This window comes from Candidatus Baltobacteraceae bacterium, from assembly GCA_036488875.1.
GTDB lineage: Bacteria > Vulcanimicrobiota > Vulcanimicrobiia > Vulcanimicrobiales > Vulcanimicrobiaceae > JAFAHZ01.
In genome coordinates this window covers 340,471-365,323 of record DASXGW010000001.1, presented here as the reverse complement: position 1 = coordinate 365,323, position 24,853 = coordinate 340,471, and the positions used below count along the sequence as shown (strand labels likewise).

Sequence of the window (24,853 nt, the reverse complement as noted above, 5' to 3'; positions counted from 1 at the left end):
CAGCTACTATCGTTCGGAGGATCAACATGGCAGGGGTAATTTGGGCCATAATCGTGTTTCTGTTCATCATCTGGTTATTGGGGTTTCTGCTGCATTTCGGCGGCGGACTCATTCACCTCATCATCGTCGTCTGCATCATACTCGTCATCTTCAATCTTCTGACGGGTCGCGGCGCTAGGGTGTGACGGCGCCCCCTTCGGCACCAGGCCCCCCGTTTTCACGGGGGCCTGGTATAAAGCATTTCTTGCGGCTTGTGCCGCCGGCTATGGGCAACTGCCGAAAAGACTCGCGATGCGGCGCGACGGTTTTGCATGCTGACTTTGCAGGAGATACGTGAACTGTCCCTGCGGGATCGGCCTGCTGTAATAGTTTCCTTGTGCCGACGGCGCATCGATGGTCGCCAGGAAATCCCGCTGAGCGGCGGTCTCCACTCCTTCGGCGATGACACCGAATCCGAGATTGGTTGCCAGCGAACTGATCGCTTTGACGATCGCCTGGTCTTGCGGATTATGCGCCACTCCCTCGACGAATGACCGATCGATCTTGATCGCTCCGACGGGCAGCCGCTTGAGGTATTCCAGCGAGCTATAGCCGATGCCGAAATCATCGATGACCACGCGTACCCCGGCGACCTGCAGCGCAGAAATCGTCCTTACCGCGGTTTCGTTGAGGGTGATGCTCTCGGTCACCTCGACGTCGAGCGCATCTTCACCTAGGCCGTGCTCGGCGAGAATCTCCGAAACCTTGGTATGGAAACCGGGCTCGCAGAGATCGCGCGCCGAGATGTTGACCGCGATCCGAAACGCCCCAAACCCCTTCGCCCGCATCATCGCTGCGTGAGTGCACGCCTGGTGCAGCACCCATTGCGTGATGCCGACGATCGCCCCGGTCTCCTCGGCGATGTCGATGAAGCGGTCGGGCATGATCGTGGCTAGTTGCGGATGTTCCCAGCGCAGCAGCGCCTCGGCACCGATGATTTGCTCGCTGCTAATGTCGACGATTGGCTGGTAGAGCACGCGAAGCTGATTGCGAGAGGTCGCCTGACGCAGCTCCAGCTCCAACCCCATACGCTCGAGAATTCGCGCATGCAATGCGTCGTTATACATCATGGCATTTTTGCGGCCGGCGTCTTTTGCCCGATACATCGCCGAGTCGGCCTGCTTGATCAGATCCTCGGCCCGCGACGCGTTGTTGGGATAGAGGCTCGCGCCGATGCTGGCACTGATGAGCAGCTCGCGTCCTTCGAATTCGAACGGCTGCGTGAAGCTTTCGAGAATCTCCAGCGCCATGGTTTGCACGTCTTCCGATCGGATAGGCCCCGGTACGATCAAAATGAACTCGTCACCGCCGGGACGGAAAACCTGTGCGCGCGAGCCGAGCGTGATCCGCAAACGATCCGCCACCGCGCACAAAACCGCATCGCCGGCACGATGCCCCAGCGAGTCGTTGATGACCTTGAACCGATCTAAATCCAAGAACATCACGGCCAGCGTTTCTCTCGTCGCCTGCGCACGCGCCATCACGTTATCCAGCGTTTCCTCCAGCGCCAAGCGGTTTGGTAGCCCCGTCAGGGCATCGCGGCGCGCTTGCCGTGCCAACTCGCGCGCGCTGTGCTTCATCTCGGTAATGTCGAGTGCCGCGCCGATCGCGCCTTGAATCGTTCCGTCCGGGCCGCGTAAGGGCTCGACGTCGTGTTGGAGCCAGCGCTCGTTGCGCTCCGTTTCGTAGCTCAGCGATTCGCCACGGTAAACGCGCTCCAGCACCGCGCTTGCCTGCGAGGCGCCGTCCGGAGAAGCGAACACGACGTCAACGGATTTGCCGATGACTTCGGACTCGACCAGCGCATAGTCCGAGAGCGTCGTTCCCGAGGCCGACGTCAGCCGCATGTCGAGGTCGGCCGTCCATACGATCGCGGGAACCTGCTGCAGTAACAAGCGCAAACGCCGCTCGCCGTCCTGCAGTCGCTTCTCCGCGTTTCGGCGTTCGGTGACGTCGCGCAGGTGGATGAGCATTTCGTCGGGAGTGGGTTGAATGCGCACTTCGATTGCCTGGCCGGTCGACACAAACGACTGTACGAACTCGATAGGCGCCCCCATCTCCCGCGCGCGCTGCAATTCGGGAAACAGCTCGGAGGCGAGTGGATCGAAAATGTGGTCGATGCGTTTGCCGATCAGATCGGCGGCATTGCTGCGCATCAAGAGCTCGGCCCGTTCGTTGACGTGCGTGAATCGCCATTCCCGGTCGAGAATGACGAATGCGTCTTGGAGACTCTCCAGGAGTGCGTATCGCCGTTCATCGAGCGAACGGCGTCGCTCGCTGTGCCGGAGCAGCAAGATGATCGCTGCGGCGCACACCGCCATTGCCGGCGCCGTTACAGACAGGAGCACGAGCATCGCTAGACGAGGTTCCACGATTTCATGCAGGCCCGCAGCGCGGAGCGATTCGTGATTCCAAAGTGCTCGTAGACGGCGTTGACGTGGCGCTCGAGCGTAAAGGCGCTGCGGCTGAAGCGTTGCGACAGTTCCCCGAGTTCTAACCCCTCGCAAAGGGCGTACGCGATTTGGCGCTGCAGGGGGCTGAGTTCGCGCAGAGGCTGAGCGACCGGCTCCGCGGGCTGATTCGCCAGACGGCTGTAGAGCGCGCTGTTCGGATAGATCTCGGCGTCGGTTCGCGCGCGCTCGACCCAGCGGCCGTCGCCCGTCGCTTCAAACAATGCAAAGGCCGTCAGCGCGGCGCGGAACCGGTAACCTGCCGCGGAGAAAATGTCATAGGCGTCCTGCAGCGTAGCGATGGCGAGCCCGTCGTTGCCGATGACGTGCTGCACGCGTCCCATTGCGTACTTCTCGAACGCAGCCGCACGACGGTCGTTGGAGAGGGCGACGTTCGGGCTGATCCCCTCTTTTCCAAGTTGCATATAGAGCGACACGTAGTGCTGGGCGCGCGCCATATCGGTCGGCGCGAAAAGCGTGGCGAGCATGACCAGCGCTTGCCGTTCTTCGCCGCGGAAGTCGGCCCAATCGACGGTGCGAGCTATCGCGTGTGCCGCCGCGAGCTCTTCGGTCGCCCACGGTTCGTTGCCGTTCATTCGCGCGACATAGGCGCGGTCGACGTGTGCCATGACGCGCCACGCATCGTTCGTAGCGCACGCCTTGGAGTCTTTGAAGAGCCATTGCGCCTGGGCCGGCTCGCCGCGTAAAAATGCGCTCCAGCCTAAAGCGCGCAAGCACAAGAACCGATCGGTTTGCAGATCGTCGGTCCACGGTATCCACGCAAAGCCGTCGGAGCCGGCCTGCATCCCGGTGACGTCTCCGGTTTCCAGGCCCAAGCGCAAGAGCGCGTGCACCTGCAGGGCGAGCAGCGCTAAATCGCACCTACCCGGATGCGTCGTAGCGATCTGCACCGCGGCCTGCAAATCGGCACTCTGAGCGACGTAGTCCGCCACGCCCGCGTGCATGTACGCGCGAATCATGCGTCCGAGGAACATGCCGTTGGGATCGCTCTGCGCGAGCAGCTGCTCGACGTCGGCGTCCTTAGGATCGAACTGCTGCTGCACTAGACGGAGCTGCGCGCGCTGATACCACAGCCAGCATCGCGCGGCGGGCTCGACGCGGTCGGCCAGCGCTTGTGCTCGCTGCGCCATTTCCGCGGCCGCTTCGAAGTTGCGAACGTAGGTGTATGCACGCCCCGAGGCGACGTAGTAGCCAAACCGGTCTTCAGGAGTCTCGAAGAGGTCTTGCGTCGCTGCGAGGAGCTCGAGGGTCCGCGCGGGCTCCGGACGCACGAGGATCTGCGCCTTGAGCAGTGTGCCGCGCGCATTGTCGGGCGCCGGCCAATCTTGGCAGCCCTCGAGTTGACGCAAGGCCTGCGAGTATTGCCCGGCTTGACGCAGCGCTTTGGCCTGCGTTAACTGGTCCGTCGAAAGCCGATCCGTCATCGGCGCCTGCCCTTGGCCACGTTCGAAGACTCCGTTAATCCGCAATCGTTTCTACGAAGATGGTTTGGCCGGGAACCACTTGCACGCTCGCCGGCACGACGAAGCTGGTATTCGCCTTCGTGTTGCCGGATGCAGCGATGTGCCATCCGGCGGCAGTCGTATATTTATTGTAGACGGTCAGCTTATACGAGCCCCTGGCAAGCGTATGCAGCAAAAAGGCGCCGTACGAATTGGTAAACGACGAAGCGACGGCTTTCCCGCTTGTGTCGGTCGCTACGACCACGGCGTTTTGGACGCCACGATCGCTAGAATTGACGACTTGACCGGTGATGGCGCCTTCGAGCCCCGCCTGCGCGACGCTCAAGCTGGCGCGCGCCGTCCACACAGCGCTCGCATACGGCACCGGAAGGAGCGATTCGAATGCGTTGAAGTCCACGTCGAGACTCGGCTGCCCCGACTGAGCTACCGCGAAGCCGTGGCGGAAGGTAATCGCAACCGCCGACAACGACGACGATGAGGCCGTTGCGGTGGTCGTTGTTATCCCGAAGCCCGCGGAACTCTGATCCGCAAGGGTGCGGAATACGAGGCGGGTCTTCATTCCGCTGGCGGTTAACACCGAGCTCGATGGCGTATCGATGACGAGCGTCATCGACGAGTAGGTCGTCGTGGGCACCGACGCTGAAGCGAGCGGGAACGTACTGCCGTTTTGGTATTGCAGCACGTTAACGACCTGCGGCGAGCTGTACTGCGCCACGTTCACGCGCCGGCCCGACGCATCGGTCAGATAGATCGCAACGATTCCCAAATTGACCTGCGTCAGGTTCACGCCGCTCGGTAAAGCGACGTCTCCGAGCCGAATGAGCAGCTTGTTGTGGCCGCCCCCGATCACGTCATTCGGCGCCACGGGGACGATGCCGATGGGCCTGCTCGAGGAAGAGCAGGCGCAAATGGAAAGTACCACCGCTACAAGCGCGCCGAAGCCGTAAATCCGTTTCATCTCCGACCGTCCAAAATTCGAACGCCCCTTGGCCAGATGTTAACGCTGAGCTACCATGGTAATGCTTGCTCCAACAGGAGCGCTACGTATCGCACGCACCCTCTGTAAACATTAAATGCAACTACGGTAACAGAATGGTAAAGCAGATCTTATCGGGCCTTGGGATAGGGCTCGCACTAACGCTGGCGTCGCAACCACTTCCGGTTATCGGCGCGGGGCCGGCAGTCTCTGCGCACGTGTTGCGCGTAACGACGGCCGAAGGCGACGTCTCAACGCTGAACCGGCATCTGTCGGCCGACTACACCGTTAGCTTGCTAAGCCAGCTAACGAGCGCTTATCTCGTTCGGTACGATCGGAACAATAAACCGATCCCGGAGCTCGCGACGGTTTTACCGTCGAAGGCCAACCGCGGCATCAGCGCCGACGGGAAGACGATCGTCTGGCATCTGCGGCGAGGCGTGCGCTGGTCCGACGGCGTCCCCTTTAGCGCCGACGACGTCGTCTACACCGTCAAGGCCGTTCTGAATCCCGCCAATAACGCGCTAGCGTACTCCGACTTCAAAACCCTCGTGACGAACGTCGAGGAGCCGAATCGTTTCACGGTGGTGTTTCGGCTGCGCCATCCCTACGCGGGGTTCATTCCGACGCTCTTTGGGAGCGCCGGCGCAAATCCGTGCATTCTGCCTAAGCACGTGCTAGCTGCCTATTCGACGATGAACCAAGCGCCGTATAACGCCCTGCCGGTTGGGATCGGACCGTTCCGCTTTATGAAGTGGGTGCGCGGCGACCGGATCGAGCTCGAAGCAAATCCGTACTATTGGCGCGGCCGGCCGAAGTTGGCGCGCATCGAATTTCTCGTGGTGGGCGACGACTCGACCGCGATAACGATGCTGCAGACGCACGCGCTCGATCTCTTCATCGGCCCTGGGCCCGCGTCGCTCGCGCGCCTATCTTTGATGCAGGGCGTGCGCGTGCTGAGGCAGCCGTCGATGGAGTTTGCCGTGCTCGCCTTTAACGTACGCCACCCAATCGTTGCCGACGTTCGCATTCGCCGAGCCGTCGAAATGGCGATCGATCGCGGCGCGTTGCTGCGCAAGATCCGCCGCGGCTTCGGTTCGATACAGGAGTCTATCGTGCCGCCCGGCCTGCCGATCACTCCTTCGATTCCGCTCGTTCGCTACGATCCCGCCGGCGCGCGGGCGCTGCTCGATCGTGCCGGTTGGCGCGTGCAGACCGACGGTATTCGCGCGAAGAGCGGCACGCGATTGTCGCTCGCCGTCTCATACGATGCGCAGAGCACGACGCAAAGCGGCACCGTCGAGTACGTGCGCGCGATGCTGCACGACGCCGGCATCGAGTTACGGACGAAAGCGGTGGCGAGTGCGCGTTTTTGGGATACGTATGCGGCCGGTGGTGAGCTGCTTTCCGGCAATTGGGATGCAACGTTCGTCACGTGGACGTTTCCGAGCAGCGGCGACCTTTCAAACTTGCTCGCCTGCAATCAGTTTCCCCCGGCTGGACAGAATATCGATCGCTTCTGCGACGCGAGCCTCGATCGAGCAATGGCCGCGTACGCCGCGAGCTACGATCTCGCGCGCAGCAAGGCTTCGATGCAGCGCGCTGCCGAGATTTTAGCCCGAGACCTGCCGATGATTGCGCTGAATATTCCCGTTGACGGTTACGCCATGACAGCACGCGTCGAGCGTTTCGCACCGGGTTCGCTCACGCCGTTGGACGTATCGACGATGATGGACGTCGACGCTCGCTAATCGAAAAAGGCATCCGGTCGCTCGTAGTCGTCGCGAGCACCTTGCGTTTATCATGAGCCGCGGAGGTGCTCATGAGTTTTACGCGGGCCCTGTCGATCGCGTGCATTTCAACGTTCGTTCTTCTTTCGCTAGTCGCGTGCGGCGGCGGTCAGCAAAACATCGCTCCGTTGCCTGCGGCGGGGAGTGTGGCACGTCCATTGCGGTCCGTGGGCCACCGAGCGAGCCCGCACGTTACTATTACGGAATATTCTCTGTCCGGCGTCGCGCCCAATGCCGCCGGCAATGGCGCAATGACACCGGACGGCAGCCTTTGGCTCGGCGCGGGTTCCGCTCTCCTGCATGTTACGGCCGCGGGTTCCGCTACCGCCGCACCCGTTCCCACTGGCGTGTGTGGGTTCGCTACTTGCACCGCAACAGGTTCGGCCGCGTATCGCGGAGACGACACGGTTTGGTTCACGACGCAGATCGCGGCATACGGTCAGTTAGGTACCGGCGTGGTCTTTATGAACGGCTCCGGCATCATCGAAAATGGAGGAGCGCTCGTTATCAGCGGCTATGCGACCAAACCCGTAGGCAACATCGCTGTCGGAGGCGACGGCCGGCTTTGGTTTGCATACTGCGGCGCCGGCGCGGTCGGCTGTAATCTGGTCGCAGCCGGCAGCGGGCCCGGTAGCGGCCCGCAGGCGTATCCGCTCGGCAGCTACGTGCCGAACTCCATCGCAGCAGGCCCCGACGGGAAGCTCTACCTTACAGAAGTCAGCACGAGCGGTGAATCGAGCGTTGCACGAATCGCCACCAATGGAGCGATACTCCAGCGATTCGCACTTCCAGTCGGCAGCATCAGCAGCTCTGGAACCGCTTCCGGGATAGCGTCGGGCGACGATGGCCGTCTTTGGATCGTTGAAAGCGGCATAAACAAGATAGCGCGAATGACGACGGACGGAGCGCTCACGCAATATTCGATTCCAACGCCTCACGCCGGCGCGCGCAATATTGCATTGGCCTCCGATCGGAGGTTGTGGTTTACGGAGTTCAAGGCCGACAAAATCGGCAGCATTGGAAGAAACGGTAAGATTACGGAGTTTGCCCTCCCAACGCCCAACGCGGGCCCGGACGGCATCGCGAGCTTAAGTCTCGCTCAGTGCGGCGGCAGCCTGCCTCGATACCTCTGGATTATTGAAGATACCAGCGACGCGGTCGCGAAATTGAGTTTTTAGCCAGAGACGCCTATCGCACGTGACAAGGTCGGAGGGTTACCGGGCTTAAAGGAAACGAGATAAGTTCGTTCCGTCGATCGATCCTATTCCAGTAACTAAGTCGTAGCCTCGACCAGCGCAGTAGATTCCCGAGCAGCCTTGGGTAATGTCGTGAAACAGGGGCTTCTCGATTGTACCGTAACCTCGCCTCTTCCAAATCGAGTAGATTTTGGCGGACGGCAGGCCTAAGCGTCCGTTATTCATCTGGTCGAGCTCCGTTATCAGAGCGCCGAATATCGGTGACGATAGCGAGGTTCCGCCGACCGGATTGGCGGTGGAGTTCCAGGTGCCGAAGATATATAATGCCGTTCCGGACGCAGGGTCTCCATCAAAAGAAACGTCGGGCGAGTTCCGACCCCGATCGATCGTGCCGGCCACGTTGCGTTGCCATGGCGGCTGTGCGAAGAGGCCAGAGACGCCTCCGCCTGTGCCCGACCAGCCGGTTTCGTAGGCCCACGTGCCTCGCGCCCCGATGGAAAGCGACGTCCCGCCGACGGAAACGAAGTATGGACAATCCGCAGGCGCGCTTGGCGCTACCAGGCCGCTAAAATCTCCGCTAGCCGCGTGAAACGTTATTCCCTTTGCCGCACCTTGCTTTGCTATTTCATTCCATGTCAAAGGCGCGTTGCCGGCGTCTTGCTCGTAGACCCCGAAGCTCGAGTTTAGCGTGTCGACGGCATTGTCCGAGACGACCTGGTTGTACGCGTCGGTCACGGGCGCGTACGACAGTTTCGGCACCTCGTAGATGTACAGTGCGGTGCCCGGCGCATTTCCGAGGATCGTTTCAGCATCGAGCACCGATTCAACGGTCGCTTGCGGCGGGACTTTGGTATCAACTAACACGACCTTAGTCGGTGGTCCGTTGCGCGCGATACCAAAATAGCGCAGAAACGCGCCAATATCGCTCGCCGACGGATCACCGTTTATAAGTATGCCCGACGTCCTGCCACTGCCGTCATAACGCTTCCCTGATGGGCTTCGGTGGTTGATTGGAAGGTCATATGCTCGCCAAAATGCTCGCGGCGCATAGCCGGCCATTCCAGTCTGCTTGCTCACGGGCCCGAACAACCCGGAACGGCCGCCGTGCGTTTGGGGAAGCGGCTCGCTCGCATGTGTCGGCAGCACGTACTCCGGTCGAAGTTCGTCCGTCGTGTTCAGCCCGTCGACGCTAAGAATCACGCTTTTGAGGGCTTCGGGTGCGCGCGCCGGTCGCACGTTTATAAATTGCTCAGCGTGACCGCGTTGACTCACGCGGTGTATCGACGTTCGAAACAATCGATCGATCGCGGCAACGCTCCCCGTCACATCGATTACCGTGCGATTGTCGTAAGTCCGATCGATCGTTAAACCCGAGCGCGTCATGGTATTTAAAACTGATTTATAGTCGCGGGCGCTCGGTGCGAACGCCGCTTTGAACTGGGCATTTGAGAGCCAGCGGTGGAACTGCCCAGAACCCGGAGTGATCTGGCTTCGGATAAGGTCGTCCAGCCGAGCCTCATTCCGATAGCGCAACGTGATCGCAAGCTTCAGAGTGGCCGACGAGGGCGCCGCACCAAGATCGGTAAGGTGGATACCGTGAAAAGCCGGCACGGCCGCGATAGATCTTGGCGCTTCCTGAAACGGCTCGGCGGCAAAACGACTCTGGTCGGCGACGGCAGTTGCAGGGATCACTCTCGAACCTGCACAGCCGGATACGATCGCGCAGCAGATAATGGCGGCCATTGGCCCAGCGAAACTCTTCACCGGCCGCCCTAGAATACCGCGTTCGGCGAGATCGCGACACCGCTAGGATTCGTCACGCCTTCCGCGGTGCCGAGCACCTTGACGAGTTTTCCCGACGGATATTGATAGACCGATACCGTACCTTCGCCGGAGTCGACGTTATAAAGGAGCGTTTGGTCTTTGTTGAGCGCCGCGCGGAACGGGTTGTAGAGCCCTGAAACCAAGGTGTTCACCTTCTTGTAGGGGGGAGGGATCACGTCAATGTTTCCGCGCTGGTCGTCGGCAATGAGGTTGCCTTTACCATCGATCAACAGGCCCGCCGGCGAGCCGATTCGAGCGTTTAGTTCGGTTGGCGTCTTTTCGCCCTTCTTGAACTCCTCGAATGCACCCCCGGCGACCGTAATATACGCCACGAAGATGTCGCCTTTGGAATCGATTGCTACACCCGTCGGCGGCGTTATAATCGAATAACGCTTCACGACCGAGTTGCCGCACTGCCGATATTCGTCGATGTAGCCAGGGACCTTAAAGTGGTTGAAGTCGACGACGTAGACGTTCCCGGCGCTATCGGTGGTCTCGGTGGTCGGGCCGCCGAGCTTCTTTGAATAGGTACACATCGGCGAAGTCCCGCCCGGTGCGTACTCCGTGACGTTCGCCGTGTCCGAGTTGGCAACGTAGAGGTTTCCGGACGTATCGATCCAGAGCCCTTGAGCCCCCTTGATACCGTTGGTGATCGTTCGGCGCTGCCGATAGTGACGGTTCCCGTAAACTTGTACGCCGTCGGCCGTTGAAGACGTATAGTTGGCGATAAACAGATCTTTAGGGATTGCCTTTCGCCCGCTCAACTGCGCCATAGGGCGCGCGACGGGAATCGTTTCGGCGTCTCCCTGAGAACTGCCGGCCGTGCAGCCGCTGAGGAGAACGGCTGCACCGCCGGCCATAGCCGCGATCAAAACTGCCAAGGTTCTGGACATTAGAGTTCCTCCGATTTGCAAACATTTGCATTACATCACGGAAACGATGTTTACACGCAACCGGCGCGCACAGAGTTATGACGAAGTTATGACGCGAGGCAACCAAGGGATTGCCAGGCCATCACAGGATCGGGATTCATAGAATGGAACCCCAAGGGCTCCTATGAGGTATCGCCGTCACGTCGCCGAAACTACCGAGGGCGCGACGCGTCACTTGCTGGCGAATCTTGGTGATGCCGACGCGCTTCACAACAATCCGCTCGTCGCGCACCTGCTGGACGTCTCGAACGGGCGCTCTCGTCACCAAGTACTCGCAGTGATAAGAGCCGCCGTCGATCGCGCCCTTGGCGAGCTGCTCACCCTGAGTTCGGAGTCGGAGCGTGACACCGCGCGCCGCTGCTATTCGATCCTTCTCAGGTACGACGTCCGCGGCGAATCGCGTCATGCCGTCGCTTCCGACCTGGGCATTTCCGAACGGCAGATGTTCCGCGACCGCAATCTTGGATGCAAGCGCCTAAGACCGCTACTCCAAGCGCAACTCGCTGCTTCTGCGCGACAATCGGCCTGCGTGGTCGACGCGTACCGGCACGAGTACGACTATTGCGAGATGATGCGCCGAATCGGCAACCCCGCTGGCGCCGGAGCCCTCCTGCGTGCGCTTGGGGACGCCACCGAAAAGCCGGCGCAGCGCATTTTCGCCTGGTTTCGGGCCGCGGATGCGTTTCTCGACGCAGAAGATCACCGGGCTGCCGATGCAACGATGAACGCCGCTCGCCATGCCCTTTCGGAGCTCGGCGACGATGCCTCGGTAGCGTTCGAGCGCGAATGTATTGCAATGCTCGAGGCCAGACGGCTTTTTCTCGGCGGCCGCGAGCGCGAGGCCCTTGGTCTGGCCGAACGTGCCCTTCTGAAAATGAACGGTTCGATGCCGCTGTGCGACCCCGTTGCGGCTGAAACCTACGCCGCGCAGTGCATCTCCGTCGCAGAGTGGCACAACATTTTTGGCGAACAGCGTGCCGAGCTCACGTTGTACGAGCGTGCACGTCAAGCGTTACTTGCTGCGGGGCCGATCGAGAGCACCCAGCTTCACCTGAACGTCGAAACTACCGTTGCCAACTTTGGAGCCGCAGAAGACGGCGAACGACGCCTTCGCGAGTACCTCAATGCGGCCATTCGCCTCAGGGAGCCTGGACTCGTGGCGCTCACCTACCTGCGCCTTTCCTGGTACCGGCTACTGCGTTACGATCTGAAAAGTGCCCGCCAATTCATACGTCGCTCCATCGATTCGTACGAACTTGCCGGCAACAAACACCGAAAGCGCGTTACAGAGTTGCAGCTCGCTCTCGTCGAAGGCCAGAGCGGCGATCCTGACGTTGCTCTGAGGCTTTCAGCCAAACCCGTGGAGTATTTGGCGCCTAGCGGATATTTCGGGATTGCCGCGCCGCTCTCAGCGAGCATGGCGCTGTTCCGCAAGCACGATTATCAACATGCAAGCGAAATGGCTTCGCTAGTGGCTGCCGAGTCGCGCAAGCGCTTCCACCGGTGGTGCTACCTGCGCTCGCTCGTGCTGCTCGCCAACTGCCACATGCGTCGCGGCCGCGACCTACGTGCGCGCGAAGCGATCGGAGAAGCGCTGTTCACACTGTCATCTTCCGACGTGCAAGACGTGTACCCGCGGGCTGCGGCGCTGGTCTATAAGACCGCCGCCACCGTTACGCACGATCTGCGTTACCGGCTGAAGGCGCGCGAATTCACGCGCGGCGCGCGCAACGGCCCGTGAACGCCGTGCACCAGCAGCCATAACGTGAGGGCCATCTCGGCGAAAAAGCCCACGGGCGGATCTCGAATTGAGACCCGGTTACGGGAGTCGAGCCGCTAGCCGCCCCCGGCGACAAAACTCCGGTAGATCCGAATTATCGCTTCTTTTTGATCCACCGAGAGCCGCGGATCCAACTTAATCGCGTGCTCCACGCCATGATGATCGTCCTTAGTGGAGTCGTCCAACAAGCCGGCTTGCGTGTACATCGTCTCGGCTGAGATCTGTAAAGCGTTGGCGATCTGCTTCAACACGTCCGCTGACGGCTTATACAACCCGCGCTCGACCTGACTCAGATACGGGTTCGAAATCTTCGCGATCTCGGCGAGCTGGCGCATCGACAGATTCGCAAGCTCGCGCTGCCCGCGAATGAACGCACCCAAGCTGCTCCATGGGCCGTTGTTGCGCTCGTTGTCCGTCACTTCGCCGCTCCGGTCGCAACGCCGAACAGTGGCCCGCTTTCGTTCTTCACGTAGCGCCCTGGCGCCGGTTCGCCTTGCGGCAACGTATACGGCGCATGCATCGCACCAGCCCGCGGCCCGATCCACCAGGCCCAATCTTCCCACCAGCTGCCCTGATGCTTGTCGGCGCCTTCGAGCCACGCGTCGGCGCTCTCGCCGCGGTTAGCCTTTTCCCGCGTAAAGTGCCAGGTCTTCTTCCCGCCCGGCGGATTGACGATGCCGGCGATATGCCCGGAGTTGGTCAGCGTGTACTTCGATTCGCCGCCGACATGCTGCGTCGTGAGATACGTCGCGCGCCACGGCGCGATGTGATCGTTCTCGGCGCCCAGCACGTAGAGCGGCGTCTGAATCTGCCCGAGGTCGATCGGCGTATCGTCAATCACGAACTCGCCCGGCTTGACGATCGCGTTATGCAGGTAGCACGCCCGCAGATACTGCGAGTGCATCTCCACCGGCATGCGCGTCGAGTCGCTGTTCCACGCCAGAATGTCGAACGCCGGCGGATTCTTGCCCTTATACCAGCTGTTGACGACGTAGCTCCAGATCAAATCGTGCGAGCGCATCCAGTCAAACGTCTTGGCCATCTCGTTGGAATCCAGATAGCCCTTCTCACGCATGCGCTGCTCGAGCCGCGTGATCGTGTCTTCATCGGTAAACACGCCGAGATCGCCCGGAATGCTGAAGTCGAGCAAGGTGTTGGTCATCGTCGCGCTGTTGACGCGATCGCCCTGACCGTGCTTGGCCAGGTATGCCAGCGCAATGCCGGTCAAGGTGCCGCCCAAGCAGAGCGACGCCATGTTGACTTTCTTTGCGCCGGTAATCTCTTGGACCGCATCGAGTGCGGCCAGCACGCCCGAACGCAAGTAGTCGTCCATCTTGAGGTTCGACATCGACGCGTCGGGATTACGATAGCTGATCATGAACGTCTGATGGCCGTGTTGAACGGCCCACTCTACGAACGATCGGCCCGGCGCCAGATCCATGATGTAGTACTTGTTGATCCACGGCGGCGAACACAGCAACGGAATCTCGTGCACTTGCGGCGTCTGCGGATCGTAGGCGATCAGCTCGATCAGCTCGTTGCGCATCACCACGCGCCCTGGTGTGGCACCGATGTTCTTACCGAGCTCGAAGCCGCTCTTGTCGACTTGGCGCGGATACCCGCCGTTGTTTTGCACGTCGTCGACGAAGTTTTGCATGCCCTTGACCAGGCTCATGCCCTGCGAATCCATCGCCTCTTTGACGACGCCGGGATTGAGCCACGGCAGATTGCTGGGCGCGAAAGCGTCGCACATCAACTGCATCGCAAAGCGCGCTTTGCGCCGCGTTGCTTCGGGCAGGCGCGCCGAATCGACGAGCTGCAGGGCAGCCTGCGTGCGCACGCGATAATCCTCGACAATGCCGGCGAGCATCGGATTGCTCGTCCATTCGGGATCGGAAAAACGCTTGTCACCGTCCGACGAGCCGAGCGGTGCGAGCGGTTCTTGTCCGCTCAGCCGCCGCATCATGTTCAATCCGACATTCTGTTGGGCCATCGCGAAGGTGGACATCCACGTCGTCATGCGCAGCGGATCGGCCATCGCATCGGCGATGACCGCGCGCACCGCGTCGTTGAGCGACGCCGGATCGAGGCCCGTCACGTCGATGCCGTAACTAAAATCGTCGGGAGACATGACGCCTAGCGGCGACCCGTTCTTGTGGTCGTACATAATCTCACATGTACCATCCGCCGTTGACGTTGTAAACTGAGCCGGTAATATAGCCCGAGTTGTCGTCAACGAGGAACCGCACCACGCGGGCCACTTCCAGGGGTTGGCCCAGGCGCCGCTTGGGCGTCTGTTCGATGGCCATCTCGATCGCCTCGCTGGGCATCGCCTTGGTCATCTCGGTCTCGATGAACCCCGGCGCGATCGCGTTGACCGTGACGCCGCGTTTGGCGACTTCCAGCGCGACCGTCTTGGTCAGGCCGATCAGGCCGGCTTTGGCCGACGCGTAGTTGGCCTGGCCGAAGTTGCCGCTCTGGCCCACCACCGAGCTGATGTTGACGATACGGCCGAAGCTTTGATCGACCATTGTATCGAGCACGGCTTTGGTCATAAAAAACGGCCCTGAAAGATTGATTTGCAGAACCGCTTGCCATTCGTCGACCGTCATCTTGCGGACGGTGTGATCGCGGGTGATTCCCGCGTTGTTAATCAGATAGTCGATCCGTCCGTGTTCTTTAAGAATGTTCGCCACTGCCGCTTGACACTGGTCGAACTCCCCGACGTTGCCTTCGTAAAAGTGGACGCGCGATGCGCTTCCGTTGAGGTGGGTGCGCAGCTTCTCGGTGCGCTCCCGGTCAACCGGCAATCCGAGCACGGCGACGGTTGCCCCGTCTTCGGCGAGCAGCCGGCTGATGGCCCCGCCGATTCCGCGCGAGCCGCCGGTCACGATGCCGACGCGGTCCTGAAGTGGTAAATTGTTCACGTGCTAGATTTACCCAACACGTGTTCGGTTTACCTCTTTCAAGCGCCAGCTTGGTTCGGCCAAGCACCGCGTGCTTCAGCCAGCCTGCAGGAACACGAGCACGTTTCCGTCGGGATCACTAACGTAAAACTCCGTGCCGTACGGCATCTCCCGGAGTGGAATCGCAAACCGCACATCCGCCTTTGAGAACTCCGAAGCAAGAGCCGATGCGTCACTGACCGTGAAGCACGCATCGACGTTCTCATCGGGTTCGACCGCAACGCGCTCGCGTTGCTCGTCGGCCAGACGAAGATGCAGGTGGCATCCATAGCGCACGAGTCCTGCGTAGAAGTCGCCATATTTGAAATTGACTTCAAACCCCAGCCGGTCTTGGTAGAATACAATCGATCGCTGCAAGTCGGCGACATGAAAGACCGGCGCAACATGCTTGAGCACGCTACATATCCAAGCCGCCGTTGACGTGGAAGGCGGCGCCGGTGATGTAGCTGGCGTCGTCTTCAAGCAAGAATCGCACGACGCGCGCGACTTCTCCCGGTTGTCCCAAGCGGCGCATCGGAATCTTCTCCACGACTTTTTCCAGTGCGGCGGCCGGAATCGCAGCAACCATTTCGGTTTCGATGAATCCTGGTGCGACGGTGTTGACGGTGATGCCGCGCTGCGCCATCTCGAGCGCAAGACTCTTCGAGAAGCCGAACAAACCCGCTTTCGATGCGGCGTAGTTCGCCTGTCCGATGTTACCGGTCTCGCCGATGACCGAGCTGATGTTGACGATACGGCCCGACCCACGCTCGATCATGTGCTCGAGCACGGCTTTGGTCATATTGAACGCGCCCGAAAGATTTACGTCGAGCACGTGGCGCCAGTCGTCGCTCGTCATCTTGCGCACCGTCTTGTCGATCGTGATACCGGCGTTGTTCACCAGGTAGTCGATGCGACCGAAGTGATCCATCACTTCCTTCACCACGCGATTGCAGTCGTCAACGTGGTCGATCTGCCCTTGGTGAACGGAAATCTTGGCGCCCTTTGACTCCATGTCGGTCTTGAACTTCTCGGCGCTCTCTTTGCCTTTACTGTAGCCCGCAGCCACCGATGCGCCGTTTTCCACGAGCATCTTGGTGATCGCGGCGCCGATGCCCCGCGTTCCGCCTGTAACCACTGCGACTCGGCCTTCAAACACGATTGGAGCCTCCTCTAAAAGCAAATGGACATGGCCCTTTCGGCCATGGGGATGGTATCTCCGCCAGAGAAAGATCAGCCGAAGCGGCCGGTAATATAGTCCTCGGTTCGGCGATCGGACGGCTTGGTAAACATCTTCGACGTCTCGTCCATCTCGATCAGCTTCCCCGCCCGGGTTTCGTCGGCCAGCATGAACGCCGCGTAATTCGACACTCGGGCCGCTTGCTGCATATTGTGCGTCACGACGACGATCGTGTATTCGTGCGCGAGCTTGGTCATCAGTTCTTCGACGCTGAGCGTCGAGATCGGATCGAGCGCCGACGTCGGCTCGTCCATCAATAATACTTCCGGTTCAACGGCAAGCGCCCGCGCGATGCACAACCGCTGCTGCTGGCCGCCCGATAACGTGGTCGCCGGATGACTGAGCTTGTCTTTGACCTCGTCCCACAGCACCGCCGAACGCAGCGCCTTTTCGGCCAGCACCGTTTTGTCGGCTTTGGAAACCGAACTGCTCAGCCCCGAAACGACGTTACCGAGAATCGACATCGTCGGAAACGGATTGGCCCGCTGAAACACCATGCCGACGCGCCGGCGCAGCTCGGTCACGCTGATCTCGCCTTCGTAGACGTTCTCGCCGTCGAGCAGGACTTCGCCCTCGGCCCGCGCGCCCGGCAGAATCTCATGAATGCGATTGAGGCAGCGCAGCAAGGTCGTCTTTCCGCAGCCCGACGGACCCATCAGCGCCGTTACGGCGCGATGCGCGAAGCGCATGGAAACGTTAGCGACCGCTAAGCGGTCGTTGTTGTAATACGCCGAGAGGTTCTTGACCTCGAGCGGAGCCTCGACTGCCGTCGCGTTCATCGGCGCCACCGTGCCGTGAGCACGAGACGCGCGGAGATGTTCAGAATTAGCACCGCCAAAATCAAGACGAGCGCACCGCCCCAGGCCTGTTGATGCCAGCTCTGGTACGGCGAGATCGCGTAGTTGAAGACTTGCAGCGGAAGCTGCGCCATCGGGTTGGCCGGATTGGCTTCCCAGAACGGGCTGCCGAACGCGGTGAACAGCAGCGGTGCCGTTTCGCCGGTGACGCGTGCGATCGAGAGCAGCAAACCCGTGATGATCGCCGTACGCGCGGCCGGAACGACGATGCGCAAGGTCGTCACAACTTCCGACAGACCCAGCGCTAGCGCACCTTCGCGAATCGTACGCGGAACCGAGCGAATCGCTTCCTCGGACGTGCGCAAGATAATCGGCAACATCAACAGGGCAAAAGCAAACGACGCCGCGATCGCCGAGAAGTGCCGGAACGGCGCGACGAGCAGAATGTACGCGAACAAGCCGATGGCGATGCTCGGAATACCCGAAAGCACGTCCGATAAGAATCGCACGACCTCGGGGAACCAGCCGCGCCCGAAGAGCGCCAGGAACAGCCCGCACAGCAAGCCGAGCGGCGTCGCAATAACCGTCGCCAAGCCGACCGTAATGAGGCTGCCGATGATGCCGTTGGCAACGCCGCCGCCCGGCTCGCCCACCGGCGCCGGCAACTGCGTCAGGAACGACCAGTTCACCGCACCCGCACCTTGAACGGCGACGTAACCCAAAATAATGATCAAGCACGCGGCGCCAATCGACGCGCACACGGCGGTCATCGCGGTGCCCATGAAGCTGAGCGCGTGCCGAAACGCTAACTTGTGCGATTTGCGTTCGAACGGCGGCTGTTCGGCGACCGCCATCATGTCCGTTCGCCTTTCAGCACCGCAAACAGCAGCAGCCGTGCCGCGCCGTTGATGATGAAGCTCACGATAAAGAGCAATAAGCCTAACTCGAGCAACGCCCCGATGTACAAGTTTCCATTGGCTTCGGTAAACTCGTTGGCGATCACGCTGGCCAGCGTGTACGACGGTGCGAAGAGCGACACGGCGATCTCAGGGCGATTGCCAATGACCATCGTCGTCGCGATCGTTTCGCCGATCGCGCGTCCGAGCGCGAGCACGATCGCACCGAAGATTCCGACGCGTGCTGCCGGCAAGACGATGCGCGCGACCGTCTCCCACCGCGTCGCGCCCAGCGACATCGAGGCTTCGCGGAGATCCTGCGCGATCGCGACGATCACCTCGCGGCTAATCGCGGTCACGGTCGGTAAAATCATAAGCGCTAAAATCAGACCGGCGGTCAACATGCCCGTGCCGTTGAGAATCGGTCCGGAGAAAATCGGCAAGAAGCCGAGCGTGTGTTGCAAGAACGGCCCGAGTGCCGTGCGCACGAACGGTGCGAGCACGAAGAGGCCCCACAATCCAAAGACCACGCTGGGTACCGCAGCGAGCAGTTCGATCACGAAACTGAGCGGACGCGCGAGCCAGCGGGGAGCGAACTCCGCCAAATACGCCGCTGCCAAAATGCCGACGACGCCGGCGAGCACGATGGCGATGAGCGAGCTCACGACGGTGCCGAAAATCAGCGGGAGCGCGCCGAACGTTTCGGTCACCGGATTCCACTGCGACGTCCACAGGAAAGCGAGCCCAAACTTGACCAGTGACGGCCACGAGCCTTTGACGAGCGACGCGAAGAGCAGCGTGACGAGCAGCACGAACAGCCCGACTGCCGCGTAGATGGCTATGAGGAACAGCCGATCGATCGCGGCGATAGTGCTGTAGTTGCGTCCCTTGCTCACTCGCTGCATATGATTACGCTGTCAATCCTGAGTGGGGCGAAGGACGCCTGAATACAGTATCCGGGCGTCCCTCACCTGTCGTTCCTTAGCGAAGTTGACGTGCGATTGCTAGACGTGCATTTGCGCCAGCGTCTTCGACGCCAACGCTTGGACGTTTTCCGGCAAAGGCACATAGTCGAGCGACGCCGCGATCTTTTGACCGTCGGGGCTCGACACCCAGCGGAAGAGCTCCTGGAGCGTCTTCGCACGGGCTTTGTCGGCCGGGTTGCTATAAAGCACCACCCAGCTGTATCCGGCGATCGGATAGCACGTCGCGCACTTCGTATCGACGATCGAGAACTCGGTCGGCGAAACGTCCGGGCGCGTAGCCGCAGCGGCGCGCACGCCGTTGGGAGCATCGGCAATCCACTTACCGGCGGCGTTCTGGAGCGTGGCTGCCGGCATGTGATTCTGCACGACGTAGGCGAGCTCGACGTAACCGATCGCGCCCGGGCTGTTGGTCACCTGACCCGCGACGCCTTCGTTGCCCTTACCGCCGACGGCGCTGGGGGCCGGCCACGTCACGCTCTTGCCGGTGCCGACTTTGGCCTTCCATTCGGCCGAGACGTGGCTCAGATAGTCCGTAAACGTGTAGGTCGTGCCCGAACCGTCCGAGCGGTGCACCACGACGATCGCCTGGCTCGGGAGCTTCTCGCCCGCGTTGAGCTTGGCAATGGCGGGATCGTTCCAGGTGGTGATCTTGCCGAGATAGATGTCGGCGATCACGGCCGGCGTCAACTTCAGCGAGTTGACGCCCGGAAGATTGTAGGCGACCGAGACGCCGCCGAGCACGACGGGCACTTGCAGCACTGGGCCGTTACCGCCGGCTTCCGCCGCGGCGATTTCCTTGGGGTTCATCGGAACGTCGGTCGCACCGAAATCGACGGTGCGCTGCGTGAACTGCTGGATGCCGCCGCCGCTTCCGATCGACTGGTAGTTAACCTGCACGTCGCCGTGCGACTTGCTGTACTCGAAGAAGGCCTTCGAGAAGAACGGGAAGTCCCACGTCGAGCCCGCACCGGTGAGCATCGTCGCCGCGGGGCTCGGCAGAGCCGAAACGAGGAGCGCCGCGAACGTTAGCGCCAGCGTCTTGCGCATGAAATCTCCTATTAGGCAAAAGCGTAACAAAGGGGAAGCCACCCCCATTCTGGCGAGCCAATGCTAAGGCCAGATTAAGGCGACATAGGCAGCCCCTTAAACTCTGCTGCGCGAAGGGCGGGCGCAGCCCAGACCACGAAAGCGCCACGTTCCATGCCCGAAACTGAAGCGCACACGCCGCTGCCCGAGCTGCGCCATACGGCCGCCCACGTGCTGGCCTACGCCGTCCAAGATCTCTTTCCCGATGCCAAGCCGACCATTGGACCGGCCATCGAGAACGGGTTCTACTACGATTTCGACCGGGCCGAGCCGTTCACGCCCGAGGATCTCGAGCGGCTCGAGGCGCGCATGCGGGAGATCGTCAAGGCCGACTACCCAATGACCGGCCGCGAGGTGACGCGCGAAGAAGCGATCGCCGCTTTCGGACGCAACCAATTTAAAGTAGAACTCGCGCGCGCCATTCCGGAAGACGAACCAATTACGCTCTACACGATCGGCGAGTTCACTGACCTCTGCCGCGGCGGCCACGCCCACAGCACCGGCGAGATCGGGGCGGTCAAGTTGACGTCGGTCGCCGGCGCCTACTGGCGCGGCGACGAGCACAACCCAATGCTCCAACGCATTTACGGCACCGCTTGGTACGACCAAACGGAGCTCGATGCGTACTTGCATCAAATCGAAGAGGCGCAAAAACGCGACCATCGCAAGCTCGGCGTCGAGCTCGACCTCTACTCGGTCGAGGAAGCCGCCGGCGGCGGGTTGATCTTCTGGCATCCCAAAGGCGCCATCGTCCGCGAAATCATCGAAGACTTTATCCGTCAGGGACTGCGCGAGCGCGGCTATCAGCCGGTCGTCACCCCGCACGTCGTGAGCGAGAAGCTCTACGACATCTCAGGGCATCTCGAAAACTATTCGCAGAACATGTTCGGACCGCTCGAGGTCGAGGAACAACGCTTCCGTCTCAAGCCGATGAACTGTCCCGGGCACATTCTCATCTATCAGAGCCGGCTGCGCAGCTATCGCGATTTGCCGTTGCGGTTTTCCGAATTCGGTACGGTCTATCGTTTCGAACGTTCCGGCGTGTTGCACGGACTCACGCGCGTTCGCGGCTTCACGCAAGACGACGCCCACCTATTTTGCGCGCCCGACCAGCTGCAGGGTGAGTTCGAGCAAACGCTCGACGAAGCGCTGCGCCTGATGAAAGCGTTCAACTTCACGGACTTCGAATACGTGCTGTCAACGCGCGAAGAACACTTACGCACGCAAACCGATCCGATCGCCGAAGACGCGATCGTGCGCGCGCTCGAGCGCTACGATCTTCCCTACGGCACCGATCCGGGCGGCGGCGCGTTCTACGGTCCCAAGCTCGACATCAACCTGTGTGACGCGATCGGCCGGAAATGGCAGCTCGGCACCGTGCAGGTCGACTTCGTGCTCCCCAAACGGTTCGAGCTCAAGTATCGCGGCAGCGACGGCGGCGATCACCCGCCGGTCATGATTCACCGGGCACTGGCGGGCTCGTTGGAGCGCTTTTTCGGCATCGCCATCGAGCACTTCGGCGGCGCGTTCCCCGCTTGGCTTGCTCCTGTCCAGGCCGTCGTCACGCCGATCTCCGAGCATCAGGTCGAATACGCGCGTGAGGTGGCGGCTCGCTTGCACGGCATGGGCTACCGAGTAGACGTCGATTCGAGCAACGAAAAGCTCGGTTATAAGATCCGGCACTGGAAAACTCAGAAAGTTCCCTACATTCTCGTGGTAGGTAAACAAGAGGCCGCGGAGGGGACGGTGAACGTCAACGAGCGCGGCACCGAGGAGAAACGGACGGTCTCCGTTGGCACTTTTGCCGAGGAACTGCACGCAGCAATAGAGGCTAAAAGGTAAGTAATGAACTTTCATCGGCGCAAGCCGTACTTTGCATTTGGGGTTGCCGCTATTGCTTTAGCGCTCGCTGCGTGCCAGGGCGGATTAGATAGTGGTGGCGGCGGCATGCCGGGCGACGTCGGCCCACCGGTCGGCAATCCGGGCCAACTCGGCGCATCGCCGGGCGGCATGGGTCCCGGCGGTGACATGCAAGGTCCCGAGATCGGTCCCAACGGTCAGCCGGCATTGACGGTGCCCGGGTCGACGTTGGCGCCCAACGAGGCGCAGTATCCCGTCGGCCAAGGTCCCAGCGGCATGAAGTGCCCGCAAATCTCGGTGCAAATGCAGCAGTTCAACTGCACGCTCAGCTTCAACATTCCGCCGCCGTCGCCGTCACCGTCGCCGGGTTCGACGGCCGCGAAATCGACGCCGACACCAACGCCCTCGCCCTCACCGTCGCCGAGCTCGTCATCCGACGACGAGGACGATTCAGACTCGGGAGCGTCGCCGTCACCGACGCCGCCCGGCACGATAACGCTGCAAGTCGAGGCCATGCCCAAAGACGCTCCGCCGATGACCAATCCCGATCGGCGTGCGTTAAGCGTCACGCCGCTGGTGGCGATTCGCCTGCAAAGCGACTCGAACTTCAACCTCAACGGCTTGGCGTCGGTGCAATACGTCATACCGCGCCAACAGCTTCCCAGCCGCGGCTTCTGGATCCAGCTTTATAACGAAGGCGTGCTGCGCGGTAAGCGCATCGATCAGTTCCTCGGATCGTACACCAAGTACGTTAGCAACGGGCAGATCATCAACTTCAACTTCCCGACGCCCAAGATTACCGTGAAGCGCGGACAAATCTGGCTGCTGGCGATGTACGGATTGACGTATCCGCCGAACGCAACCGCTACGCCCTCGCCCACGCCCGCCGCGTCGGGCTCACCGTCGAGCTCCACATTCACCCCCGGACCATCGCCTAGTCCGACGTAACATCAAAAAGGTTGGCCGCGCTAACGCGCGGCCTTCTTTGTGTTGTCATCCCGAGCGTAGGCGCGAAGCGCCGAAGTCGACGGGCAGGCGCATCAAAACGCGGCGTAGTACCCGTTCCACGTTGAGCCTGTCGCAAACCGACTCCACTCTATCGCCCGCAGCTCGCAGAACCTTCATTGCGAGCTTCTTAGGTTGGACGCTCGACGCGTTCGATTTCTTTCTCCTGACCTTTGTTGTCTCGAAGATCGCGGCCGACTTCAAGAGCGGGATCGTTGAAGTCACAGCCGCCATTACGCTCACGCTGGCATGCCGCCCACTCGGCGCGCTGATTTTCGGCTGGATCGGCGATCGTTACGGCCGGCGCACTCCGTTGATGATCGACATCGCATTTTATTCCGTCATCGAGCTGCTGACCGCGTTCTCGCCGAACTTCACGATCTTCTTAGTGCTGCGCGCGCTCTACGGCGTCGCCATGGGCGGCGAATGGGGGCTCGGCGCGGCGATGGCGATGGAAGCACTCCCGCCGCAAAAGCGCGGCTTCTTTAGCGGATTGCTGCAAGAAGGCTACATGGTCGGCTACTTGCTGGCGGCGGCCGCGTATTTCATCGTCTTCCACTTCGCCGATCAGTTCGGCGCGGCGCACTACGCATGGCGCATTCTCTTCGTCGTCGGCACGCTGCCGGCGCTGCTCATCTTCTACATCCGCAGCCACGTCCCCGAATCCCCCGCCTGGCTCGCCTCCCATCGTAATAGGGGTAGCGATCCGCTTTGTCATCCTGAGCGTAGCGAGCGGAGCGAGCGAAGTAGAAGGGCAGGCGCATCAATCGCGGCCAACCTTCCCCTCTTTATTTACACCGTGTTGTTTATGGCGGCGATGAACTTCATGTCGCACGGCACGCAAGACCTGTACGCGACGTTCCTGCAAGTGCAGCACGGTTTTTCGACCGGAATGACGTCGTCGTTATCGATAATTGCTGCGCTCGGTGCGATCGCCGGCGGCATTGCATTCGGTGCATTCTCGCAACGCATCGGACGGCGCCCGGCACTATTGATCGCCGCGCTTCTCGGCGCCGTATGCGTGCCGCTTTGGGCGTTCAGTCAGACGATGGTCGCGCTTGCCATCGGTGCGTTCGCCATACAGTTCATGGTGCAGGGGGCGTGGGGCGTCATTCCGGCGCACCTCAACGAACTCTCTCCCGCCGGCTCACGCGGCACGTTCCCCGGTTTCACGTATCAGATCGGCAACCTCATCAGCGCGGGTGCCGCCCAAATGGAAGCCCACTTCGCCACGAAGAACTTCCCGTTGGCCAACGGCACCGCCGATTACGGGCGCGCGATGGCCATCATCTCGCTAATCATGTTTGCCGCCGTCCTCGTCTTCACCGCAATCGGCTATTTCGTGAAACCCGAAAACCGCGACGCCGCCTTCGTACCCGAAGCACCATGATCACCGAAATCGATCACGTCCAGCTAGCCATGCCGGCTGGTGGTGACGACGCGGCCCGCCGGTTCTACTGCGCTACGAAACGTTTGTGAAACGCATAAGAGACGCCGGTTACGAAATCGTCGAAGACATGGCGCTGCAAGACGGGCACTCTCACTGCTATGTTGGCGATCCTTTCGG

General features: G+C 61.1%; 22 protein-coding genes. 7 read left to right on the top strand and 15 right to left on the bottom strand.

Annotated features, from left to right (window positions below; genetic code table 11):
- Nucleotides 1–26: 26 nt before the first annotated feature.
- Nucleotides 27–185: a lmo0937 family membrane protein gene (locus VGG89_01595; GenBank protein HEY1975224.1), complete on the top strand. Its 159-nt coding sequence runs from the start codon at nt 27–29 to the stop codon at nt 183–185.
- 78 nt (nt 186–263) lie between these two features.
- Here VGG89_01595 and VGG89_01590 read toward each other — a convergent pair whose 3' ends face one another.
- From VGG89_01590 to VGG89_01580, 3 genes are read right to left on the bottom strand one after another with little or no spacing between them, the layout of a single operon-like run.
- Nucleotides 264–2,411 (bottom strand): EAL domain-containing protein, encoded by a 2,148-nt coding sequence (locus VGG89_01590; GenBank protein ID HEY1975223.1) that lies wholly within the window; start codon nt 2,409–2,411, stop codon nt 264–266.
- Nucleotides 2,396–3,934, bottom strand: a complete 1,539-nt coding sequence (locus VGG89_01585; protein ID HEY1975222.1) for a hypothetical protein — start codon at nt 3,932–3,934, stop codon at nt 2,396–2,398. The genes VGG89_01590 and VGG89_01585 overlap by 16 nt, the downstream gene beginning before the upstream one ends.
- Before the next feature lie 34 nt (nt 3,935–3,968).
- A complete protein-coding gene (locus tag VGG89_01580) occupies nt 3,969–4,931 on the bottom strand; it encodes a carboxypeptidase regulatory-like domain-containing protein (protein HEY1975221.1) in 963 nt (320 codons plus the stop codon).
- A gap of 134 nt (nt 4,932–5,065) precedes the next feature.
- Between VGG89_01580 and VGG89_01575 the strand changes: the two genes are divergently transcribed.
- Together VGG89_01575 and VGG89_01570 are read left to right on the top strand one after the other, a co-directional pair.
- Nucleotides 5,066–6,700, top strand: coding sequence for a peptide ABC transporter substrate-binding protein (locus VGG89_01575; protein ID HEY1975220.1), 1,635 nt, complete (start codon nt 5,066–5,068; stop codon nt 6,698–6,700).
- A gap of 71 nt (nt 6,701–6,771) precedes the next feature.
- On the top strand, nt 6,772–7,917 hold the full coding sequence (locus VGG89_01570; GenBank protein HEY1975219.1) for a hypothetical protein: 1,146 nt from the start codon (nt 6,772–6,774) through the stop codon (nt 7,915–7,917).
- 45 nt (nt 7,918–7,962) lie between these two features.
- Here the strand turns inward: VGG89_01570 and VGG89_01565 are convergent, their stop codons facing one another.
- The 3 genes from VGG89_01565 to VGG89_01555 all read right to left on the bottom strand — a co-directional run bounded on the left by VGG89_01565 (nt 7,963) and on the right by VGG89_01555 (nt 11,097).
- Nucleotides 7,963–9,678 (bottom strand): S53 family peptidase, encoded by a 1,716-nt coding sequence (locus tag VGG89_01565; protein ID HEY1975218.1) that lies wholly within the window; start codon nt 9,676–9,678, stop codon nt 7,963–7,965.
- Between the two features lie 29 nt (nt 9,679–9,707).
- Nucleotides 9,708–10,652 (bottom strand): hypothetical protein, encoded by a 945-nt coding sequence (locus tag VGG89_01560; protein HEY1975217.1) that lies wholly within the window; start codon nt 10,650–10,652, stop codon nt 9,708–9,710.
- Nucleotides 10,653–10,788: 136 nt separating this feature from the next.
- On the bottom strand, nt 10,789–11,097 hold the full coding sequence (locus tag VGG89_01555) for a hypothetical protein (GenBank protein HEY1975216.1): 309 nt from the start codon (nt 11,095–11,097) through the stop codon (nt 10,789–10,791).
- A 165-nt stretch (nt 11,098–11,262) separates the two neighbouring features.
- Here VGG89_01555 and VGG89_01550 point away from each other — a divergent pair, with 165 nt between their 5' ends.
- Nucleotides 11,263–12,432, top strand: a complete 1,170-nt coding sequence (locus VGG89_01550; protein HEY1975215.1) for a hypothetical protein — start codon at nt 11,263–11,265, stop codon at nt 12,430–12,432.
- 95 nt (nt 12,433–12,527) lie between these two features.
- Here VGG89_01550 and VGG89_01545 read toward each other — a convergent pair whose 3' ends face one another.
- From VGG89_01545 to pstS, 9 genes are all read right to left on the bottom strand, one after another.
- Entirely contained in the window at nt 12,528–12,890 is a 363-nt protein-coding gene (locus tag VGG89_01545; protein ID HEY1975214.1) for a helix-turn-helix transcriptional regulator, read from the bottom strand.
- Nucleotides 12,887–14,638 carry an alpha/beta fold hydrolase gene (locus VGG89_01540; GenBank protein HEY1975213.1) on the bottom strand — a complete coding sequence of 584 codons (1,752 nt, stop codon included), beginning with the start codon at nt 14,636–14,638 and terminating at the stop codon, nt 12,887–12,889. Before VGG89_01540 ends, VGG89_01545 begins: the two co-directional genes overlap by 4 nt.
- 4 nt (nt 14,639–14,642) lie before the next feature.
- Nucleotides 14,643–15,398 (bottom strand): beta-ketoacyl-ACP reductase, encoded by a 756-nt coding sequence (locus tag VGG89_01535; GenBank protein ID HEY1975212.1) that lies wholly within the window; start codon nt 15,396–15,398, stop codon nt 14,643–14,645.
- A gap of 75 nt (nt 15,399–15,473) precedes the next feature.
- On the bottom strand, nt 15,474–15,833 hold the full coding sequence (locus VGG89_01530) for a VOC family protein (GenBank protein HEY1975211.1): 360 nt from the start codon (nt 15,831–15,833) through the stop codon (nt 15,474–15,476).
- Between the two features lies 1 nt (nt 15,834).
- Entirely contained in the window at nt 15,835–16,575 is a 741-nt protein-coding gene (fabG, locus tag VGG89_01525; GenBank protein ID HEY1975210.1) for a 3-oxoacyl-[acyl-carrier-protein] reductase, read from the bottom strand.
- Between the two features lie 74 nt (nt 16,576–16,649).
- Complete coding sequence (gene pstB, locus VGG89_01520; GenBank protein HEY1975209.1) at nt 16,650–17,435, bottom strand: phosphate ABC transporter ATP-binding protein PstB; 786 nt, start codon at nt 17,433–17,435, stop codon at nt 16,650–16,652.
- Nucleotides 17,432–18,310, bottom strand: coding sequence for a phosphate ABC transporter permease PstA (pstA, locus tag VGG89_01515; GenBank protein ID HEY1975208.1), 879 nt, complete (start codon nt 18,308–18,310; stop codon nt 17,432–17,434). The genes pstB and pstA overlap by 4 nt, the downstream gene beginning before the upstream one ends.
- On the bottom strand, nt 18,307–19,245 hold the full coding sequence (gene pstC, locus VGG89_01510; GenBank protein HEY1975207.1) for a phosphate ABC transporter permease subunit PstC: 939 nt from the start codon (nt 19,243–19,245) through the stop codon (nt 18,307–18,309). The genes pstA and pstC overlap by 4 nt, the downstream gene beginning before the upstream one ends.
- Before the next feature lie 108 nt (nt 19,246–19,353).
- Entirely contained in the window at nt 19,354–20,382 is a 1,029-nt protein-coding gene (gene pstS, locus VGG89_01505; protein ID HEY1975206.1) for a phosphate ABC transporter substrate-binding protein PstS, read from the bottom strand.
- Nucleotides 20,383–20,535: 153 nt separating this feature from the next.
- On the opposite strand from pstS, the gene thrS reads away from it, so the two are divergent.
- The 3 genes from thrS to VGG89_01490 all read left to right on the top strand — a co-directional run bounded on the left by thrS (nt 20,536) and on the right by VGG89_01490 (nt 24,676).
- A complete protein-coding gene (gene thrS, locus VGG89_01500) occupies nt 20,536–22,263 on the top strand; it encodes a threonine--tRNA ligase (GenBank protein HEY1975205.1) in 1,728 nt (575 codons plus the stop codon).
- A 3-nt stretch (nt 22,264–22,266) separates the two neighbouring features.
- Entirely contained in the window at nt 22,267–23,229 is a 963-nt protein-coding gene (locus VGG89_01495; GenBank protein ID HEY1975204.1) for a hypothetical protein, read from the top strand.
- A gap of 121 nt (nt 23,230–23,350) precedes the next feature.
- Nucleotides 23,351–24,676, top strand: a complete 1,326-nt coding sequence (locus VGG89_01490) for an MFS transporter (GenBank protein HEY1975203.1) — start codon at nt 23,351–23,353, stop codon at nt 24,674–24,676.
- Nucleotides 24,677–24,853: the final 177 nt, after the last annotated feature.